At 50.3% G+C, this 19,762-nt stretch carries 13 protein-coding genes and 2 pseudogenes; 5 read left to right on the forward strand and 10 right to left on the reverse strand.

The window, feature by feature from the left end; all coding sequences use genetic code 11:
* Nucleotides 1–8: 8 nt before the first annotated feature.
* From hypF to rpoD, 3 genes are all read right to left on the reverse strand, one after another.
* Nucleotides 9–2,171: a carbamoyltransferase HypF gene (gene hypF, locus KDW_RS25555; protein ID WP_307767768.1), complete on the reverse strand. Its 2,163-nt coding sequence runs from the start codon at nt 2,169–2,171 to the stop codon at nt 9–11.
* Entirely contained in the window at nt 2,072–2,335 is a 264-nt protein-coding gene (locus tag KDW_RS34300; protein WP_233097907.1) for an acylphosphatase, read from the reverse strand. Before KDW_RS34300 ends, hypF begins: the two co-directional genes overlap by 100 nt.
* A 298-nt stretch (nt 2,336–2,633) precedes the next feature.
* Nucleotides 2,634–3,755 (reverse strand): RNA polymerase sigma factor RpoD, encoded by a 1,122-nt coding sequence (rpoD, locus tag KDW_RS25560; protein WP_307767764.1) that lies wholly within the window; start codon nt 3,753–3,755, stop codon nt 2,634–2,636.
* Between the two features lie 1,098 nt (nt 3,756–4,853).
* Here rpoD and KDW_RS25565 point away from each other — a divergent pair.
* Nucleotides 4,854–6,026 carry a metallophosphoesterase family protein gene (locus KDW_RS25565; RefSeq protein ID WP_151758760.1) on the forward strand — a complete coding sequence of 391 codons (1,173 nt, stop codon included), beginning with the start codon at nt 4,854–4,856 and terminating at the stop codon, nt 6,024–6,026.
* Between the two features lie 596 nt (nt 6,027–6,622).
* Here KDW_RS25565 and KDW_RS25570 read toward each other — a convergent pair.
* Nucleotides 6,623–7,516, reverse strand: a complete 894-nt coding sequence (locus tag KDW_RS25570) for a LysR family transcriptional regulator (RefSeq protein WP_151758761.1) — start codon at nt 7,514–7,516, stop codon at nt 6,623–6,625.
* Nucleotides 7,517–7,833: 317 nt separating this feature from the next.
* Between KDW_RS25570 and KDW_RS25575 the strand changes: the two genes are divergently transcribed.
* Nucleotides 7,834–9,594, forward strand: coding sequence for an MFS transporter (locus tag KDW_RS25575; protein WP_151758762.1), 1,761 nt, complete (start codon nt 7,834–7,836; stop codon nt 9,592–9,594).
* Nucleotides 9,595–9,682: 88 nt separating this feature from the next.
* Here KDW_RS25575 and KDW_RS25580 read toward each other — a convergent pair whose 3' ends face one another.
* Together KDW_RS25580 and KDW_RS25585 are read right to left on the reverse strand one after the other, a co-directional pair.
* Nucleotides 9,683–10,486 (reverse strand): alpha/beta fold hydrolase, encoded by an 804-nt coding sequence (locus KDW_RS25580; protein ID WP_151758763.1) that lies wholly within the window; start codon nt 10,484–10,486, stop codon nt 9,683–9,685.
* A 95-nt stretch (nt 10,487–10,581) separates the two neighbouring features.
* Nucleotides 10,582–11,031 (reverse strand): cupin domain-containing protein, encoded by a 450-nt coding sequence (locus KDW_RS25585; RefSeq protein ID WP_151758764.1) that lies wholly within the window; start codon nt 11,029–11,031, stop codon nt 10,582–10,584.
* A gap of 233 nt (nt 11,032–11,264) precedes the next feature.
* Here KDW_RS25585 and KDW_RS25590 point away from each other — a divergent pair, with 233 nt between their 5' ends.
* On the forward strand, nt 11,265–11,696 hold the full coding sequence (locus KDW_RS25590; RefSeq protein ID WP_151758765.1) for a MarR family winged helix-turn-helix transcriptional regulator: 432 nt from the start codon (nt 11,265–11,267) through the stop codon (nt 11,694–11,696).
* 49 nt (nt 11,697–11,745) lie between these two features.
* Here KDW_RS25590 and KDW_RS36160 read toward each other — a convergent pair whose 3' ends face one another.
* From KDW_RS36160 to KDW_RS25610, 4 genes and pseudogenes are all read right to left on the reverse strand, one after another.
* On the reverse strand, nt 11,746–12,270 hold the full coding sequence (locus KDW_RS36160) for a DsbA family protein (protein ID WP_151759076.1): 525 nt from the start codon (nt 12,268–12,270) through the stop codon (nt 11,746–11,748).
* A 24-nt stretch (nt 12,271–12,294) separates the two neighbouring features.
* Nucleotides 12,295–12,774, reverse strand: a pseudogene (locus KDW_RS36165) (redoxin domain-containing protein); the annotation flags it as partial.
* 196 nt (nt 12,775–12,970) lie between these two features.
* Nucleotides 12,971–13,819: a sugar phosphate isomerase/epimerase family protein gene (locus tag KDW_RS25605; protein ID WP_233097908.1), complete on the reverse strand. Its 849-nt coding sequence runs from the start codon at nt 13,817–13,819 to the stop codon at nt 12,971–12,973.
* 190 nt (nt 13,820–14,009) lie between these two features.
* Nucleotides 14,010–14,273 (reverse strand): hypothetical protein, encoded by a 264-nt coding sequence (locus tag KDW_RS25610; RefSeq protein WP_151758766.1) that lies wholly within the window; start codon nt 14,271–14,273, stop codon nt 14,010–14,012.
* A gap of 658 nt (nt 14,274–14,931) precedes the next feature.
* On the opposite strand from KDW_RS25610, the gene KDW_RS25615 reads away from it, so the two are divergent.
* Nucleotides 14,932–16,938 (forward strand): ATP-dependent Clp protease ATP-binding subunit, encoded by a 2,007-nt coding sequence (locus KDW_RS25615; protein ID WP_151758767.1) that lies wholly within the window; start codon nt 14,932–14,934, stop codon nt 16,936–16,938.
* A 496-nt stretch (nt 16,939–17,434) separates the two neighbouring features.
* A pseudogene (locus KDW_RS25625) lies at nt 17,435–19,679 on the forward strand (ATP-dependent Clp protease ATP-binding subunit).
* Nucleotides 19,680–19,762 lie beyond the last annotated feature (83 nt).

Genomic DNA, 19,762 nt, shown 5'->3' on the forward strand with positions numbered 1-19,762 from the left:
AGCACCCATTATGTATGCAGAACAGCTTTTTCTCCTCGTAGCTGCGCAGCCGCGATTGCCAGCTGTCCCAAACTGAGTCCACCATCGTTGGCGGGCACTTTCTGATTAAGATAGACAGCAAAAGACTGTGTATGTAAGATCCTGACCAGCTCTTCTACTATCAGCCGGTTCTGAAAAATCCCCCCACTCAGCGCGACCTTCTGTAAACCACTCTGTTCTCTGACTTCATTACAAGCATTGGCCAGCAGGTGAGCAATCGTAAGATGAAAACGTTGCGCGATCTGTGCCACCGGCATCTTATGACTGAGATCATCGACGATAGTGCGGATCATTGGGAGAACATCTATCTCACCCGTCTGTGCTAAGAGCTCAAAAGGATACGGATGAGCTATGGTTGGATTGGTTGCGGCCAACTGTTCCAGCTCAATGGCGGCCTGACCTTCGTATTGCACCTCTGAGCGTAGGCCCAGTAAGGCTGCGACCGCGTCACAGAGGCGTCCCAGGCTAGAGGTTGCCGGACAATTCAATTTCCGCTCAATCATCTGTTCCAGCGTTTTCCAGGCTGTCCGCTTCATCTGTTGTGTAAATGGGATCGTGAGCCGTTCAAAATCTGTTCCATAGGCTGCATAGAGATAGGCGCCCGCCATGCGCCATGGCTGTCTGATAGCTTGTTCTCCACCCGGGAGTGGCATATAAGTCAGATGAAAGCGGCGCTGAAACGTGCAGAGATCAGCCACCAGAATCTCACCACCCCAGATGGCACCATCAGGACCATAGCCGGAGCCGTCGGCGGCAACGCCAATGACTGGTTCGGTCAGACCATGTTCAATCATCACACTGGCGATATGGGCGTGATGGTGCTGCACGCCGATCAGTGGCAGATCGAGTTCAAGCGCATAGTGTGTTGAGAGATAATCTGGATGTAGATCATGGACCACGACCTGAGGAGTAATATCAAAGATCCGCTGAAAATGGGCAATGCCAGCTTTAAAGGCCAGCAACGTTTCAAGATTTTCCAGATCACCGATGTGGTGACTGACAAAAGCCTGACGCTCTTTAGCCAGACAGAACGTATTTTTTAATTGGGCTCCACAGGCCAGAATAGGTGTGGATATGGACCAGGGCAAGTTTAAAGGCTCGGGCACATAGCCGCGTGAGCGCCGCAGGATTTGTGGACCTGCGGTGGTCTGCCGCACGATAGAATCATCACAGCGAATAAAAATCTCCCGATTATGAGCTAACATGCCATCACTAATTGGCCCCAGCCGTTCTCTTGCATCCTCATCCTGGTAGGCAATCGGTTCGTCGCTGCGATTGCCGCTGGTCATCACTAATATTACCGGTTGTCTGGCATCAAACAGACGGCGGCATTTCTCAAACAGCACATAGTGTAATGGTGTATAGGGGAGCATGATCCCTAGCGTCTGATGACCGGGTGCCACGCCGGGCGCTACCTGAGCTTCTGGATATTGACGCAGCAGCACGATAGGACGACGATGAGATTGCAGTAGTGTCGCTTCCTCAGCTGAGATCTGACAGAATTGTTGCGCTACTTCCAGGGTCGCTACCATCAACGCAAAGGGTTTAGCCTCGCGCTGCTTACGCTGACGCAACCGTTGCACTGCCCCTTCATCCAATGCATTACAGGCCAGATGATATCCTCCCAGGCCTTTAAGTGCCAGTACCGCTCCCTGAGCCAGTTGGGCCGCTGCCTGTTCAATAGAATCAGTGGTTGAGCTTTGACGTAGAATAGCGGGATGTGTGCTGAAGCTTACCTGTGGCCCACACCGGGCGCAGGCATCTGGTTGTGCATGGAAGCGCCGATTAGATGGATCTCTGTATTCCTGCTGGCAATCCGGACACATCTGGAAGCTTGCCATGGTCGTATTGGCGCGATCATAGGGGATATCCTGAATAATTGTAAAGCGTGGCCCACAATTGGTGCAATTGATAAAAGGATAATGATAGCGCCGATCCTGCGGATCAAAAAGCTCCAGCAAGCAGTCTTTACAGATTGTGCAGTCAGGAGAGATCAATGTGTGTCGTTCAGCCTGGTGCTGGCTTTCAACAATCATAAAAGACTTCTCATGTTTAATGGCGACCTGGCTGCATTGCAGGGTGTCGATATGGGCGAGGGGGGCAAGTCTGTCTGTAGCGCTACCTGGAAACAGTGCACTCTCTCAGAGGAACCTTCGATCTCAATGACTACCCCCTGGCTATTATTGAGCACAAAACCACCCAATTGCCAGCGCGTAGCTAAAGCATACACAAACGGACGAAAGCCTACACCTTGCACAATGCCCTGGACGAGGATACGTCGTCGCTCTTGCTCCATCGCTCCATCCTCCCAAACGCCGCCTCGGCGCAGCTTTTTAACTGGTTCTGTTAGTTATGCTGGATAGAAACCATGTCATTTTTTTCTGATAGTCATAGGGGTAATCAGCTCGTGTGTTTGTTGCACGTTGAGGTACAGGAATTCGTAACAGGAAGAGAGGATTCGCGTGGGGAGAGGACATAAAAAAAAGCACCGCGTATCTCTTGAGAGAGTATCACGGTGCTTTTAATATTCGCAGTGAATACCATTAATGGATACCTGCTCTGTAGGACTACAGAGAAAAGCGTAGCCGCTGAACTTAGTCCAGGTAGTCTTGCAGGTGGTGCATGGTGCTTAACTGGCGCAGTTTACGTAGCGCTTTGGCTTCGATCTGACGAATGCGCTCACGGGTTACGTTGAATGTTTTGCCAACTTCTTCCAGCGAGTGGCTCTGACCATCCACAAAACCAAAACGGATCTGGATGATCTTGCGCTCACGCTCGGACAAATTGGAGAGCACCTTGTTGATCTGCTCTTTGAGTAACTGGCGATCAGCACCTTCCGTTGGGGTCGCCGTTGTCTCATCTTCAACATAATCGCCGAGGCTGCGATCGCTATCCTCACCAATTGGCGTTTCCAGGCTGACCGGTTTCTGATTGACATGGATAATTTCGAGCACTTTCTCCGTAGAAATGCCCATCTTATCCGCAATCTCCTGGGGTGATGGTTCGCGACCCAGTTCTTGTACCAGCGAGCGGCTAACTCGGCCCATACGATTGATCGTCTCTGCCAGATGGACTGGTAGGCGAATCGTGCGGGCCTGGTTGGCGATCGAGCGGCTAACCGCCTGCCGAATCCACCAGGTCGCATAGGTACTAAATTTATAGCCCTTGGTATAGTCGAACTTATCGACTGCACCGATCAAGCCAGTGTTACCTTCCTGGATCAAGTCCTGTAAGGACATGCCGCGTCCGGTATATTTCTTTGCAACACTCACGACCAGACGTAGATTCGCTTCGATCAGGTGACGGTGGGCCTCTTCAGCCTTCTGCATCACCAGGCGATCTGGCAAGATGTTCAGATGCTCTGCGCGAATGCGCTCAAGCTTGCCGCGTTCAATCGCTTGAGCCAGGCGCACTTCTTCCTCTGCGGTCAGCAAAGGGGCGCGTCCAATCTCACGCAGATACATCGCGACCGAATCATCAACCTCGCTTGTTCCTGGTACCAGTAGACTGTGGCTTTTCAGATGAGCCTGGATCTCTCGATCCGTTGCACTCTCCTCCTCATCCTCCTCCTCCTCCAGGAACACTTCTCTATCTATATCATGATCATGAATATCACCGATGGTGTCGAAGTCAGGGTTAATCTGCATATCATCCATCTCGAATGGAAGTGATGCATGGTTCCCCTCTTTATGTTGTTCTTTAAGCATAGTCGCCATAGGAATCTCCATTATATAGAATAATTACTGCGATAAATACATGTAGATGTGATATTCAAGCCAGATGGACTGCTTCAGCACTCTCTACCCACGTTAATAATGACAGACGACCGACATTGAAAAAAAAATTGAGTGCCACGATTACATGGCGTCAACGATGATCGTATAAGTGAACGAGCGTAGTCGGAGAAATCTAGGAGTGCGTTTTCAACACCGTGCCTTTTCATGCACATACAGTGGTGTATATCATTGCTTCTTTCCATATGATAACACATTTGCGTGCTTTTTTCTTCCCATTCCATACCTCTATTGAAAACTGCAGACCATTGCACCCAACAACCAACTCAGCTACGGAGGAGCTAGCCGCGGTTACGGCACGGTTAGTTGCTTTTAATCGCATTATGTTGAACCTGGCAAGGATACTCGACAACTACGAGGAATTGTGGCTACGCTGTCACAAAATATCTTGTGCTCTTTTGACTTTACTACGTACTACCGGCAACTTTGGTGACATGCACTGCCATTCTAGAGATACACTACCGTATATATCTATCTGGTAGTATCCGTCTACGACATGCACAAACGCGCCCGTTACGTACAATCCATGCAGGATGAAATGTATAGTCCTGATCAGGCGGAGCGGGCGTGTGCCATTAGGCCCTTTTCATTGAAGTTTCTTTACGTATTTCCTGGAAGCGTGTTTCTGGATTACGTATAAAACCTCTCAAAATAATACATGAAAAGGTTTGTAGTAAGCGCCATACCTGTCTGCTTGACAGGTTGTATCTACTCAGGTTGCAGACAGGTTTGAATTATATGTGACAAATTCTCTTGCGATTATACCATAAATACTGCTTGAAAGCAGACAAATTGGCAGACAGCTATGACTTCTGGGCTATGTTGCTCTGCTCGTTTGCTCCTCCTCGAACACGTATTTATCGCCGCTAATCATCAAAAGCGATATTATTTGAATCAAGGTTACAAAATACGAAATATTTTTGTTTGTGTGTTGATATTTGTATAAAATAACCTTATAATCATTATAAGCAAAGTATCCTAATGTTTTTGATAATATTATCAGAAAGGTATTTATAGTATATGGATACCGTAGATAAGAATAAGCATGCTCATCGGCGTTTTCGCGCTGATGTGCCTGATCCTCAAAGTATACAAATTAATCGTAGCCAGCTTGCGTTCGCAACCCAACCTTTTCGCCCTTTACCCACGCCTACTGGCAAGACTCCATATCATGTGGAGTTAGCTGATATTCTTCCAGGCGCGCTGATGCAGAATATTATCGCCGGACAGAAGATGATTTTTCATACCGTTGGTGATACTGGAGGTGTGAAGCAGCCTGCGGACCAGCAACTGGTGATCTCGCATATGGAAAATGACTTTCTGGCTCCGGATCCACTGGACCGCCCGGCCTTTTTGTATCATCTGAGCGACGTGGTCTATTATTATGGTGAAGAGAATCAGTATTATTCCCAGTTTTATGAGCCGAACTCGCATTATGCTGCGCCGATTTTTGCTATTCCCGGGAACCATGATGGGGATTTGATTGACCAATCTGTGCCATCTCTGCAAGCTTTTGTGACGAATTTTTGTGCGTGCGAGGCTCAGCTTGCTCCATCTTCGGGTGATGCGCCACGCGACACCATGACGCAACCCAATGTTTACTGGACCCTGAATACGCCTTTTGCGACCTTTGTTGGACTCTATACGAATGTGCCAGAAGGTGGTAGCCTGGACGCTAACCAGATTGACTGGTTCCATCAAGAACTGGATCAAGCGCCGAAAGATAAAGCGTTAATTATTGCTACTCACCATCCGATCTATTCAGCGGATACCCACCACGCGGGTAGCCAGTATATGGAAGGTGTGCTGGATACAGCGATGCAAACGACTGGCCGCATTCCTGACCTGGTTTTGACGGCACATGTACACAACTACCAGCGCTTCACACGCCAGTATAACGATAAATTTATTACCTATCTGGTCGCGGGGGCGGGTGGTTACTGGCATCTGCATTCAATGCTGAGCAGCATTACAAACCCTCCGACACCAATTGAATTTCCCTATGCCCTACCAGACCGACCCGATGTCAGCATCCATTCCTTCAGCGATGATCGTCATGGATACCTGAAAATGACCGCCACCCCACAGGAAATCCTGGGCGAATACTATACCGTCCCGCGCTCACAAGAATCCTGGAAAGCACCAGCAGTATTATTCGATCAATTCTCCATTCCTCTCCACCTCCCAACGTAGCGGCAGGTCTTGGGCCTGCGACCTGCTCACGTACGAGTAGGCACCATCCAGACGCGGCACACGCTTTGATGCGTGTGCCTCACCACAATCACGTGCGTGAGGGACCTCTCAGATGTGGATTGGTCGCAGGCCCAAGACCTAATACTTTTCACTTAAGGATTGAATGGCTGAAATGATAGCATGGCGGTGAAGGAACACCTTCTCAAAGGATCAAGAGAGGTAAAACGTGTAGGTTCGACCCTTTGGGTCGATTCGGTTGCCTCCACGATACCCTCACCTCCGCAGGATCACGCAAGTGAAAAAGCGGTGAAGCAAGGCGTGAAGAGGCTTGCTCATGGTCAAGCACGGATATCATGCAGGCACGAATCGACCCAAAGGGTCGAACCTACCTGTTCGCTTTTCTTGATTCTTTGAAGTCACTGGGCCTCTGATCGGCTTAGATGCTTTCGTCAATCTCGTCCAGAAAAAGGCTTAAACGAAAAATATTGGGCCCAAGACCTGCCGTTACGCTGAGAGACCTGCTCACGGTTCTTCGGCGTCTCAGTCGCCGAAGCTGCTAAGTGAAACGTCTTGGCGCTTGCCGCTGCGAGCCGTCATTAGCTGGCATTGCTGGCGAAATAGTCGATAATAAACTGGCGGAATTCGCGGACGGCTGTTGAGATGTAGCGTTCTTTGGACCAGGCGAGTCCGATGGTGCGCTGGCAGATTGGTTTTTCGATGCGCAGGATTGAGATGGCTGGATCCGGGTGTTGTAAGATGGTTTGCCAGCTGACGGCCGAAGTAAAGGTGAGCCCGAGTCCTGCGCGAACCAGACCACGGATGGCGGCGGGTTCATCTCCTTCAAAGATAATTTTTGGTGTAAAGCCAGCTTCCCGGCAATATTGATCAGTAATATCCCGCAGTCCATAGCCGGGTTTCAGATTGACAAAAGCTTCATCGGCTACCTCGCTGAGTTCAATACTTTGTTGTGAGGCCAGCCGATGTTTTTGTGGTACGACCAGGAAAATTTCTTCTGTCATTAAGGAGATCCAGTCGATACCAGGTTCCTGGATCGGCGGTGAGGCCAGGCACAGATCGATCTCACCGTGTTCCAGGTGATCGAGCATGGTGAGATTGGGCTGTTGATAAAGCCGAAAACTGATATCAGGATAGAGGCTACAAAAGCCGGTTAAGATATCCGCCAGGAGGTTGACATTGACGGTGGCAATTGAGATCTGACCATGCTCCAGACCTGCCATATCCTGGATCTGGCGTTTTCCCTCTTCGAGTTCAAAGAAGGCGTGATCCACCTTTTGGAGGAAAATTTTCCCAAATTTATTGAGCCGGATCTGGCGTCCATAGCGATCAAAAAGTGGGACACCAAGCTCTTTCTCCAGATGAGCAATCATCTTGCTGAGGGAGGGTTGAGCGATCATCAATTCTTCAGCGGCCCGCGTCATATGTTCATGCCGGGCCACCGTCTGGAAGTATCGTAACTGTAACAGATCCATGCTGATGTCCTCTGGGTGATCCACTTATAGCCTGTGAGCTATGATTACATATAAAATTATATATTGGAAATTATCAACATTCAAGGGTATGCTATAAGTGTACTAAAAACACTGTTTTTAATACATTCTTCCTGATGTTGTGCCAGGCACCATTACCTGCAAAATGACAATGGATTGTCATGGGTGCATGCTTGCATCGCATCGTTGTCTCTTCCAGTAAATTCTATCTTCTTTATCAAGTTTTGTGTGCTTTGCAAGTAACGGTGATATAGTGTGGTGCTGATATTACAGTGTGGTCAGAATTAAAAGGATAAAACATGTCTCAAACGAAAGTTGCCAGGTCCGCACGTCCAATTGGTCCTAATTATAAATGGATCGCGTTATCAAATACGACGCTTGGCATGTTGATGGCAACCATCAATTCCAGTATCGTCTTGATTTCTTTGCCGGCTATTTTTACTGGCGTTGGTGTCGATCCTCTAGCTCCGGGTGAAACGAACTATCTGTTGTGGATGTTGATGGGGTTTATGATTATTACCGCAACGCTGGTAGTGACCTTTGGTCGTATTGGCGATATTTATGGTCGGGTCAAATTATATAATCTCGGTTTTGCTATCTTTACAGTTGGTAGTATTTTATTATTCCTCACGCCGGGTTCCGGTAATACTGCAATCATTTTAATGATTTTGTTCCGCCTCGTACAGGGTGTCGGTGCAGGTTTCCTGATGGCGAATAGTACCGCGATTCTGACGGACGCCTTTCCTGCTCACCAGCGTGGTATGGCCCTGGGTATTAACCAGATGGTCGCGATCCTGGGCTCGATCCTGGGTTTGATCGTTGGTGGTGTCCTCTCGGTGATTAGCTGGCGCTATGTGTTCCTGGTCAGCGTGCCCTTTGGTATTTTCGGTACCGTCTGGGCTTATCTGAAGTTGCGTGAGACCTCGCAGGCCAGTTCCAGACGACAGGGCATCGACTGGTTAGGAAACATCACCTTTTTCCTGGGTTTGACTATCCTCTTGATTGGTATGACCTATGGTATCGAACCATATGGCACTTCCGCGATGGGCTGGGGTAATCCGCTGGTAATTGCTGCTCTGGTAATTGGTGCGGTCCTGCTGATCACATTTGTCGGGATCGAGATGCGGGTTGCTGATCCGATGTTTCAGCTTTCCCTGTTCAAGATCCCTACATTTACCTATGGAAATATTAGCGCGTTACTAGCCAGTCTGGCTCGTGGTGGCTTACAGTTTATCCTGATCATCTGGTTGCAGGGTATCTGGCTGCCCCTGCATGGCTACAATTTCGAAGACACCCCACTCTGGGCTGGTATCTACATGTTGCCCCTGATGATTGGCTTTGTGCTTATGGGTCCTGTGAGTGGCTGGCTCTCTGACCGCTATGGCGCACGCATCTTCTCATCGGTTGGTATGTTCCTGCAGGCTATTGGCTTCTTACTGCTGACCTTTTTGCCCACCAACTTTGACTACGTCTGGTTTGCGGTGATCCTGTTTGTGATGGGTGTTGGACAAGGTATGTTTGCCTCTCCGAACACTACTGAAATTATGAATAGTGTGCCTGCTTCGCAGCGCGGTGCCGGTTCTGGTATGCGTAGCACATTCCAGAATGCCGCTAATGTCATCAGTATGGGTATGTTCTTCAGCATCGTGACGGCTGGCCTGGCTGGAGCTTTGCCCTCGGCGCTCTTTGGTGGTTTGACGAAGGCTGGCTTGCCTGCCGCCATTTCGACAAAGGTCGCGCACCTGCCACCGGTCGCTGCACTCTTTGCCGCCTTCCTGGGCTACAATCCAGTGCAGACATTGCTGCCAAAGGCGGTCCTGCATAGCCTGCCACAGGCCAGTCGGCACACCTTATTGGGGAAGAGTTTCTTCCCGAATCTGATGTCGACCCCATTTGTGGGTGGTTTGCATATCGCCTTCTATGTGGCTACGGCCATGTGTCTGGTTGCTGGTTGCGTTTCACTGATACGCGCCAAAGCCGCCGTACCAGAAGCAGAGCGCGAGCATATTGATTTTGTGGCCCCTGAAGTTGAAGCCGTAGCTGAACTGGCCAACGACTAAAATCCTCTCATAATGTCTGATTGACGAGAGCGGGACCACTGGATTATCTCCAGTGGTCCCTTTTTTGTGTTTATTTTGATCCGGTGACCTATACTGTTGCCCCGGTGCTGTTCGCGAACTCTAACACGAGGTTGAGCAGGCGTTGAGGCTGCTCGAACTGTGGCAGGTGGCCAGCTTCTGGAATGAGTTCGAAGCGAGCATTCGGGAATGCCTGGGCATAGGCACGGCCATACTCAGGGAGTATCACACGATCACTCTCTCCCCATACCACAAGGACCGGGATGCTTACATGGCTGAGATGACGCTTCAGCCTGGGATCACCCATGCCCTGTCCCTGATCATAGATATAGAGCGCTCGGACGTTGGCTGCACGAGCCTGGGCCTGTTCAGGGGTGATGGTCGATGGGTCAATGCGGAAGGCGGCTGGATTGTGGTAGCTGAGGGCCGCGAGCTCATCAGGTTTCAAGGTGGACACATCAGGAATGGGATATCCCTCTACCTGGATGCCACCAGCATCTACGAGCACAAGCCCGCTAAGACGCCGTGTGGTATCGTGCAAGGCCATGGCAGACGCGATCCAGCCACCCATTGAAGAGCCAATGACCAGCACATCATGCAGGTCGAGCTGTTCGAGCAGGGCAAGATAGGCGAGGGCAAGATCATCAATGCTATCAAACCACTCAGGACGTGGCTCGCCCGCGAATCCAGGATGGGTTGGCAAGAGCACGTGCCCGCGTTTGGCAAGTACTTTAGAGAGTTCAAGCATGGTGTGTGGGCCGCCACCACCATGTAAGACAAGCATCGGGCGGCCATTGCCACCTTCATCAACGCGTATCGTTAAACCATCAGCGAAAGACTCTTTTCGTGTGTTCAGTGGAGGTAAATTGCTCATGAAATTTCTTCTTTCTTTTATAGATATGAATATCGAATGTGAACCAGTCCTGATTCTTTGTGTCTTATTCAAACAGGCAAGAGGGAAACAATAACTTACGAAGAGACAACCTCTGTTTTGTAGCGTGCCATCAATTCAGCAGCCTGGTGTGGATCGAGAGCACCATCTGTCTGAATGAGTTTGCTCATTTCTTCAAAGTAGCCAATATAGAATGGCGGCGTAAAAGTATTGAGGAAGCGAGCTGGTTTGTCAGTCGGATTGCGGAAGGTATGGACGGATCCAATGGGTACCATCACTAATGTCCCTTGACTGGCCCGCACGGTCTGTTGCTCTGTCAGAAACTCCAGTTCTCCTTCGAGGATGTAAAAGCCCTCTTCATGCGCATGATGAATATGCAGTGCCGGCCCAGAAGTATGAGGAGGCACGTCAAATTCAGCGATGCCCAATGTTTCCCGTGTCTGCGTCCCATCCTCCTGGACCACCATCTGAATGGGACCGAGAGGAATCGTACGTCCTTCTCCTGGTTTGACTACGGTGATACTCATGAAAAAATCCTTTCTTTCTTTGCTGTTGAGCGCTGAGATATGACACGAACCACGCTCCGACTCCTCAAGGAGGGAGGGCGTTTGCAGTATCCACTCCAGAACTGCTATAGTTATATAAGCAAGTTTATATAAACAAGCTTGTATGGTGATTATAACACAATATGTTTATATAAACAAGTGTATATAAGGATATTTATAAAGATGTTTGCAAATTGAAGAAAGAGAGAACATTCATGGGTGTCGCACTTGAAAATCTGGGCCAGGCCGTTAAACGTTTGCAGTATCGTCACCACCGCGCGCTCGATACAAAACTGCTGCAGTTGGGAATTACACTGGTGCAGTGGGACGCGCTACGTGCGATTGGTCAGCATCCTGATGCCTCGTCACACCGGCTTGCGCAACTGACCTTTCAGACCGATCAATCTTTTGGTGCTCTGGCTGGCCGGCTGGTGGCTCATGGGTTGATCAATCGAGTCAGCGGACCCGGGCGAGCACTACGCCATCGCCTCACGCCTGCCGGAGAGGAGTTCCTGAGCAAAGGTCATGTAGTAGTCAATGAGGTGCTCGCACAATCCTTCGCGCCGCTATCGCCCACAGAAAAAGATACCTTATACGACCTGCTGACACGCCTGCTGAATGGGTTTGAAGAGTTACCTGGAGCTTAGACGTTGGAAGGGGCAAGGCATAGCCCGTACCCCTTCCCTATACATTTGTTTAATTTTTGGCTTCAAGGGCTTTGTTGATGGCAGCTAGCAGGGTCTCGACATCGTAAGCTGCGTTGTGGCGCTGACCATTGATGAAGAAGGTCGGGGTACCATTGACACCGCTGCGTGTACCGCTACTGATTTCTTCTTTGATGCGTGAGGTATAGGTATGATTATCCAGTGCTTGCTGAATTTTTGCTCTATCCAGGCCGAGTTGGTCTGCATACTGTAGCAGTTGCGCATCCTCAAGTTGCTGCTGTTTTTCATATAGCAGATCATGCATTTCCCAGAATTTTCCCTGGTCACCGGCGGCTTCGGCCACTTCGGAGGCGTGCTGCGCGTGTGGATGCTGGTGGTTCAACGGGAAGTTGCGATAGACAAAGCGCAGCTTGTCTCCCAGACGTTTCTGTAGCTCTTTGACCACAGGATAAGCATCTCCGCAATCCGGACACTCGTAATCGCCATATTCTACCAGCGTAACGGGTGCTGTGGCTGGCCCCTGGGCGTGGTCATGTGCGTTAACGGGCACAATCATTTTGTCTGTGTGTGGTTCGTGTCCTGCGAGTTCGTCAAGTGCTGAAAGGATACCATCGGCACCGGGATTTACCCCTGGAGAAGAGAGATAGCTCCAGCTAATCATTCCTTTCTCATCAATCACAAACAGTGCCCGCTCGGTAATCCCATCATTCTGACGGTAGGCACCATATTGTCTGGCAATCTGACCCTTGGGTTCAAAGTCTGCCAGCAAGGGGAATTGCAGGTTTTTGTGTTCGGTAAAAGCTTTGTGGCACCAGAGGCTGTCTACAGAAATACCCAGTAGCTGCGCATTAAAGTTCTGAAACTCGGGCAGGATCTCATTATATAAAGCTACCTGATCTCCACAGACAGGACTCCAGTCGGCTGGATAAAAGACCAGGACCACGGGTTGACCGCGGAAGTCGTGTAGCGACACTTTTTTGCCGGGTCCGGCTGGCAAGGTGAAATCTGGTGCAGGCGTTCCTGCTGCTAATATCGTGTCTGGTGTTTCGGTCGTATTCATACGATGAATCTTTCTCTCTCTCTGCAATAGGTTGTACTATCGTCGCAATGCTTGCTCTGCGCTGGTTGGGATAGCTGGCAGGTGTGAGCAATGCTGAGATGTGGACATCAGCAAGAAGACGCTCCCTTCCCACAAATCAGGTAAGCGGTTGTCTCAGCTAGCTTGCTGGCAATATATACTTTATACGGATATGCGGCTATGCCTGGATATAGGGTGCCACGATCTCTTTTTCTCGCTGCAGGCCATCCCATTCATCTGGATTGGGGCCGTCATAAATTAATGTGTAGGGACCTGAGAAGTTTGCGGCGCGTGTGATTTCAAGGCAGCGAATGTAATCATCTTTATCGATCTCGTCATTGTCCGAGAAGTGAGCTTTCGTATGGCAGGACTCGGCATAGGGCGCGATTGAGGTCAGGGCTTCATATTTGGTGGGGCCAGACCAGTTGCCAAAGTCGAAGCAGAGTCCGATGCGTTCATTGAGTTGTTCAAATACGGTGCGGACGGCTACTGGCTGCGATAGCAGGCTGAACCAGTTCTCCGTCATGAGGCGTACGCCCTGTTCTTCTGCATAATCAGCCAGCTGGCGTAGTCGGTGGATGCTATTTTGTAGATTGGCTCCGGTCGGAGAGGTTTTTCCGGCAATGACGCGGGAGCGCTTTGCCCCTAACTGACCCGCAACTTCTAGCCAGGAACGTATCCAGTCCTGATCGCGATCACCATTGGTGGGATGCGTAATATCGCCTTCATCGATCAAGAGTGAGAAGAGTTCCACCCGCTCATGTTGCAAGGTAGAGCGCAATTCTTTGAGATAGCCTGCATCTAAGCTGGGGAGATGAAAATGGCAGATCTCCAGGGTTGAAATACCAAAGGCCGCCAGCCGTGCCGGTAATTCTAAAAGTGTCAGTTGTCCATGTTTATCTGTATTGTTTAATGAGGATGGTTCTTTTGTGTCAGGACCGTAGACGGCGTAGTCTCCCAGCGTGCGGTGCAAGCTCCAGGTAGAAACCGAAAGACGGCGTGTGCTGTTGGGTTGGTCTATGGGCATCGTGCCAATTCTCCTTGACTATGAATTTATGGGTGCGCATTTGTCTATCTATATCTAACTATAAAAGTAGAAAGATAGAGAACGAGAGAGAAAAATCTCTCTCCGTTAACGTAATTCTCTCTTATTGTAACCCATTGGCAATCTTTTAGCCTGGAGAAATAACCGCTGGAAGATGCGCCTTCCTAATAGATTACGGCTCATCTACAGGGAGTTCTCGATCGTCAGCACTCTCGGTGAGTGGGGCACTGGTCTCTTCCCGTAGTATGTCGGGAACTTCGTAATCAACATGGCTTCTGGCGATTTTTTCTAATGTTCTTTTATGCTGGTTGAGCCAATGCAGAAAATCGAGGGCCTCGTGAGGTGCGAAGGTGATACGTACCCCTTCACCTGTGATTGCGAGCATCCCTTCTTCGTGGAGTTCCACCACATGTCTTCCTAAGTCGTGTGTACTCAAAAGCTGTTCCTTTCTCGCTACAAGGGAAATCATCAGCATTCCCTGTCTGTTACTACTATACACCACATTCTTTTATACACGCACGTGCTGGCTCATCCGCTGCAATTTTTGACCGTCAATGCTGTTGTTCTGTGTCTGTGATTACCGGTTTAGCACTCGACGATTGGAATTGCTAAATATGGGAATAAGTGTATTCAGGAACGTGTTATTATAGGTGATTAGCAATCTCGCAAAGAGAATGCTAAAAGTGGGAATAAAAAGGTCGCGATCATCGTTATTATAAATGAATTAGCAATCAATTAGTGAGACTGCCAGAAAGTTGACAGGATTTGCTAGTGAAGCTAAAAGCGAAAACAACAAGAACCTCCACCGGGGAGTCGGCAAGAAGTTGATTCTCTTTTTATAGAATAAAGAAGCAGGAGCATACGTAAATTATGAAATGTGAACGCTGTCAAAAGAATTCCGCCCAGGTCCGCGTTGATCAGATGGTAGAGGGACGCCGTGAATCCCATTTCCTCTGTCAGTCCTGTGTTGATGAACTGATGCGTCTAATGGAGCAGGCTGATAGTTTTGATGGTCCCGAGACTTCGGGTGCTCCTTTGGTTTTAATACCAATGGTAACAATACTTCTTCTGCTGCTGCTGCACGCGCTAATAGTGTGAATACTGCGACCGCTGAGCGTCAGGAGACGCAAAGCAAAACGCCTACTCTGGATAAATATGGTCGTGACCTGACCGGTGAGGCAGCCGCTGGCAAATTAGATCCAGCTGCCGGCCGGGAACGTGAGTTGCGCCGTATGATCACCATTCTGGGTCGTCGCCAGAAAAACAATCCGGTCCTGATTGGTGAGCCGGGCGTGGGTAAAACCGCCATCGTTGAGGGCCTGGCCCGCAAAATTCATAGCGGCGATGTGCCGGCTAATCTACGTGGGAAACGGATTATCTCGTTGAACATGGGTAACATGGTTGCCGGTGCCTCTTTCCGTGGTCAGTTTGAGCAACGTATCAAAGCCATTCTGGAAGAGTTGCGCAATGCTCCTGAGATCATCGTCTTTATCGACGAGTTACATACCGTCGTGGGCGCTGGTGCTTCAGAAGGCTCGGTGGGCGCTGCGGATATGATCAAGCCAGCCCTGGCCCGTGGCGAACTGCGCTGTATCGGTGCCACCACGCTGGATGAGTATCGCAAACATATCGAGAAAGATGCCGCACTGGAGCGTCGCTTCCAGCCGGTGAAAGTGGATGAGCCTTCGGTAGACGAGGCGATCCAGATGTTGCGCCTGTTGCGTCCGCATTATGAAGAGCACCATGGGGTCAGCATTACCGATGAAGCTATCGAAGCTGCAGTCAAGCTCTCTGATCGCTATATCAGTGATCGTTTCTTGCCCGACAAAGCCATCGACGTGATGGATGAGGCCGGTTCCGCTATGGTCATGGAGGCCAACGAAAAAGGTCTGGCCAGCCCATCCGCACTGGAAAAAGAGTTGGCGGAACTGCAGGAACAGAAAGAGGCGGCGGCTGAGGCTGAGGATTATGAGCAGGCGGCTAAACTACGTCAGCAGGAGTTGTTGACGCTGGAGAAGCTCACAAAGGCTCGCTCTGAGTCGGAGACAACGTTCTCCTTACTGGTCACTCCTGAGCAGATCGCGCAGGTGGTTGAGCTGTGGACCGGTGTACCTGTGACACAGATGCTGGATAGTGAGCGCAAGAATCTCTTGACCCTGGAAACTGATCTACGCCAGCGTGTGATTGGTCAGGACGAGGCGATCAAGGCCGTGGCAAAATCGATCCGCCGCTCACGTGCCGGACTGAAAGATCCCAAACGCCCGATCGGGTCCTTCCTGTTCCTGGGACCAACCGGTGTTGGTAAGACCGAACTGGCGAAGGCTCTCTCCGCCGAACTTTTCGGTGGTGAGGAGCACATGATCCGGCTGGATATGTCGGAATATATGGAGCCACATACCGTCTCACGTCTGTTTGGGAGCCCTCCGGGCTATGTCGGTCATGATGATGGTGGACAGCTCACCGAGCAGGTGCGCCGCCGACCCTATAGCGTGATCCTGCTGGACGAGATTGAGAAGGCACATCCTGAAGTCTTCAACTCCCTGTTGCAGATCCTGGACGATGGTCGTCTGACCGATGGTCAGGGACGTACGGTGGACTTCAAGAATACCGTGGTGATCATGACCAGTAATGCTGGTAGCGCCGATCTCAAGCGTGCGGTCAACATGGGCTTCAATACTCGTAAGGGCGAGGAAGCTAAAATTGAGCAGCACGAGGTGATGCGCTCCAAGGCTATGGCTGGCTTGAAGCAAGCGTTCCGACCGGAGTTCATCAACCGTATCGACCAGATTGTGGTTTTCCACACGCTGGATCGTGAGAATCTGTATCAGATCGTTGACCTGATGCTCGATCAGGTGCGGCAGCGCTTGCAGGAGCAACAGATCGAACTGCTCGTCAATGACGAGGTGCGCGACTTCTTACTGGAAGTCGGCTTCGACGAAGAGTATGGAGCACGTCCACTGCGCCGTGCTATCCAGAGCTACGTCGATGATGCTTTGGCCGACGCCATCCTGGATGGAACCATTGCCAGTGGCAAGCAGGCTCAGTTGACCATGGTTGATGGCAAGATTATCGTGCAGGCAGCAGCGTCTGTCCTGGCGTAATCTGACTCAGCCATTAAAAATATCCTTGTAGTTTAAGGCGAACGAGAAAGTTGCATCTGCTTTCTCGTTCGTTGCTATTTGCAGCCGTTTGGGTTAGCACTACATCCAGATTTCATATTTGTGCGTACAACATAGAAAGTGGCTCGCGAACTAACTCCATGGACAACTTTTTCCTACACAAACACAAGCGAGCGCCACAGGCGGGAGGTCGTAGCCCAATAAAATTAAATATGCCATGAACTCATTCAAAAATGGAATAATTGTTTGAAGCCGGCTGTTATCATAACCAACTGGCAATCTTATTATAAGAGTGCTAAAAATGGGAATAAACCTTTTATGTCAATAGTTATAAATAAATGAATAAGCAATAGAAAAATCTGGTGTGAGGGCTAAGAAATCAGCCCTACTCTTTATTCATTGCCTGTTACATAATCTCGTGGAGATCCCAAAATCGAGATTTCCGCCGCAAATATAAAAGTGAGGAGCATATAATTTCATGAAGTGTGAACGCTGTCAGAAAAATCCTGCCCAGGTTCGCGTTGAAGCAATGGTGAATGGAAAACGTGAATCCCATTTCCTTTGCCAGAGCTGCGTAGAAGAATTAATGAGTGAGTTGAACCAGACGGGCGGTCTCGGTGATTCTGATTTCGCCGGTGCTCCCTTTGGTTTTGCTGCGAATAATGATAAATCTTTCGCCTCGGCCGCTCGTGCCGGTGGAGTCAATACAGCTACCGCTGAAAAACAAAACAAGCACAGTAAGACGCCCACCCTTGATCAGTATGGTCGCGACTGACCGATGAAGCAGCCGCAAATTAGATCAGCAATCATGAGACTGACGATCCAGCTGCTGGCCGGAACGTGAGTTGCGCCGTATGATCACCATTCTGGGCCGTCGCCAGAAAAATAATCCGGTCCTGATCGGTGAGCCGGGCGTGGGTAAAACCGCCATTGTTGAGGGCCTGGCCCGTAAAATTCAGAGTGGTGATGTGCCAGCCACGTTACGCAATAAACGTATTGTTTCGCTGAATATCGGTGGTATGATCGCCGGAGCGATGTTCCGTGGTCAGTTTGAGCAGCGCATCAAATCTATTCTGGAAGAGTTGCGCGACGCGCCCGATACCATCGTCTTTATCGACGAACTCCATAGCGTTGTAGGAGCCGGTGCTGCTGAAGGTTCCGTGGGTGCCGCGGATATGATCAAGCCAGCCCTGGCCCGTGGCGAACTGCGCTGTATCGGTGCCACCACGCTGGATGAGTATCGCAAACATATCGAGAAAGATGCCGCGCTGGAGCGCCGCTTCCAGCCGGTGAAAGTAGATGAGCCTTCGGTGGAAGAAGCCATCCAGATGTTGCACCTGTTGCGTCCACATTATGAGGACCATCATGGGGTCAGCATTACCGATGAAGCCATCGAAGCCGCGGTCAAGCTCTCTGATCGTTATATCAATGATCGTTTCCTGCCGGATAAAGCCATCGATGTGATGGATGAGGCTGGTTCCGCCATGGTGTTGGAAGCTGACGAAAAAGGCCTGGTCAGTCCGACCGCGCTGGAAAAAGAGCTGGCGCATGTACAGGAACAAAAAGAGGCGGCGGCTGAAGCTGAGGACTATGAGCAGGCTGCCAGCTTGCGTCAACAAGAACTGGTCGTGATGCGCAAACTGGAGCGAGCTCGTAAGAGCGGTGACGCCAGCGTCTCCTTGCTGGTGACGCCTGAGCAGATCGCGCAGGTTGTTGAGTTGTGGACCGGTGTGCCCGTGACACAGATGCTGGACAGTGAGCGTACGAACCTGTTGTCGCTGGAAACTGATCTACGCCAGCGTGTCGTTGGTCAGGATGAGGCGATTACGGCGGTGGCAAAATCGATCCGCCGCTCACGTGCCGGACTGAAAGATCCCAAACGTCCGATTGGTTCCTTCCTGTTCCTGGGACCGACCGGTGTTGGTAAGACCGAACTAGCGAAAGCACTCTCCGCCGAACTTTTCGGAGGTGAGGACCATCTGATCCGTATGGATATGTCGGAATACATGGAGCCACATACCGTCTCACGTCTGTTCGGGAGCCCTCCGGGCTATGTCGGTCATGATGATGGTGGACAGCTCACCGAGCAGGTACGCCGCCGACCCTATAGCGTGATCCTGCTGGACGAGGTCGAGAAGGCTCATCCTGAAGTCTTCAACTCCCTGTTGCAGATCCTGGATGATGGTCGTCTGACCGATGGTCAGGGACGCACGGTAGACTTTAAGAATACCGTGGTGATCATGACCAGTAATGCTGGTAGCGCCGATCTCAAACGTGCCGTCAACATGGGTTTTAATAATCGCAAGGGTGATGATGCCAGAGATGAGCAGCATGAGGTGATGCGCTCCAAGGCGATGGAAGGCTTGAAGCAGGCGTTCCGGCCGGAGTTCATCAACCGTATCGACCAGATTGTGGTTTTCCACACGCTGGATCGTGAGAATCTGTACCAGATTGTTGACCTGATGCTCGATCAGGTGCGACAGCGCTTGCAGGAGCAGAATATTACCTTGAGTGTTGATGATATCGTCCGTGACTTCCTGCTGGAAGTGGGCTTCGACGAAGAGTATGGAGCACGTCCATTACGCCGTGCCATCCAGAGCTACGTCGATGATGCCCTGGCCGACGCCATCCTGGATGGAACCATGGCCAGTGGTCAGCAGGCACGCTTAGTGGTCGAAGATGGCAAGATCGTTGTTCACGCCGAAGAGGTAGTGAGCGCGTAAGCCAGCGGACCCAAAAGAATACATTTTCAATGTATGTTGAGAGCCAGATTGCTGCAAAGCAACCTGGCTCTTTTTTTATATCG

It is taken from the genome of Dictyobacter vulcani (genome assembly GCF_008974265.1).
Lineage (GTDB): Bacteria > Chloroflexota > Ktedonobacteria > Ktedonobacterales > Ktedonobacteraceae > Dictyobacter > Dictyobacter vulcani.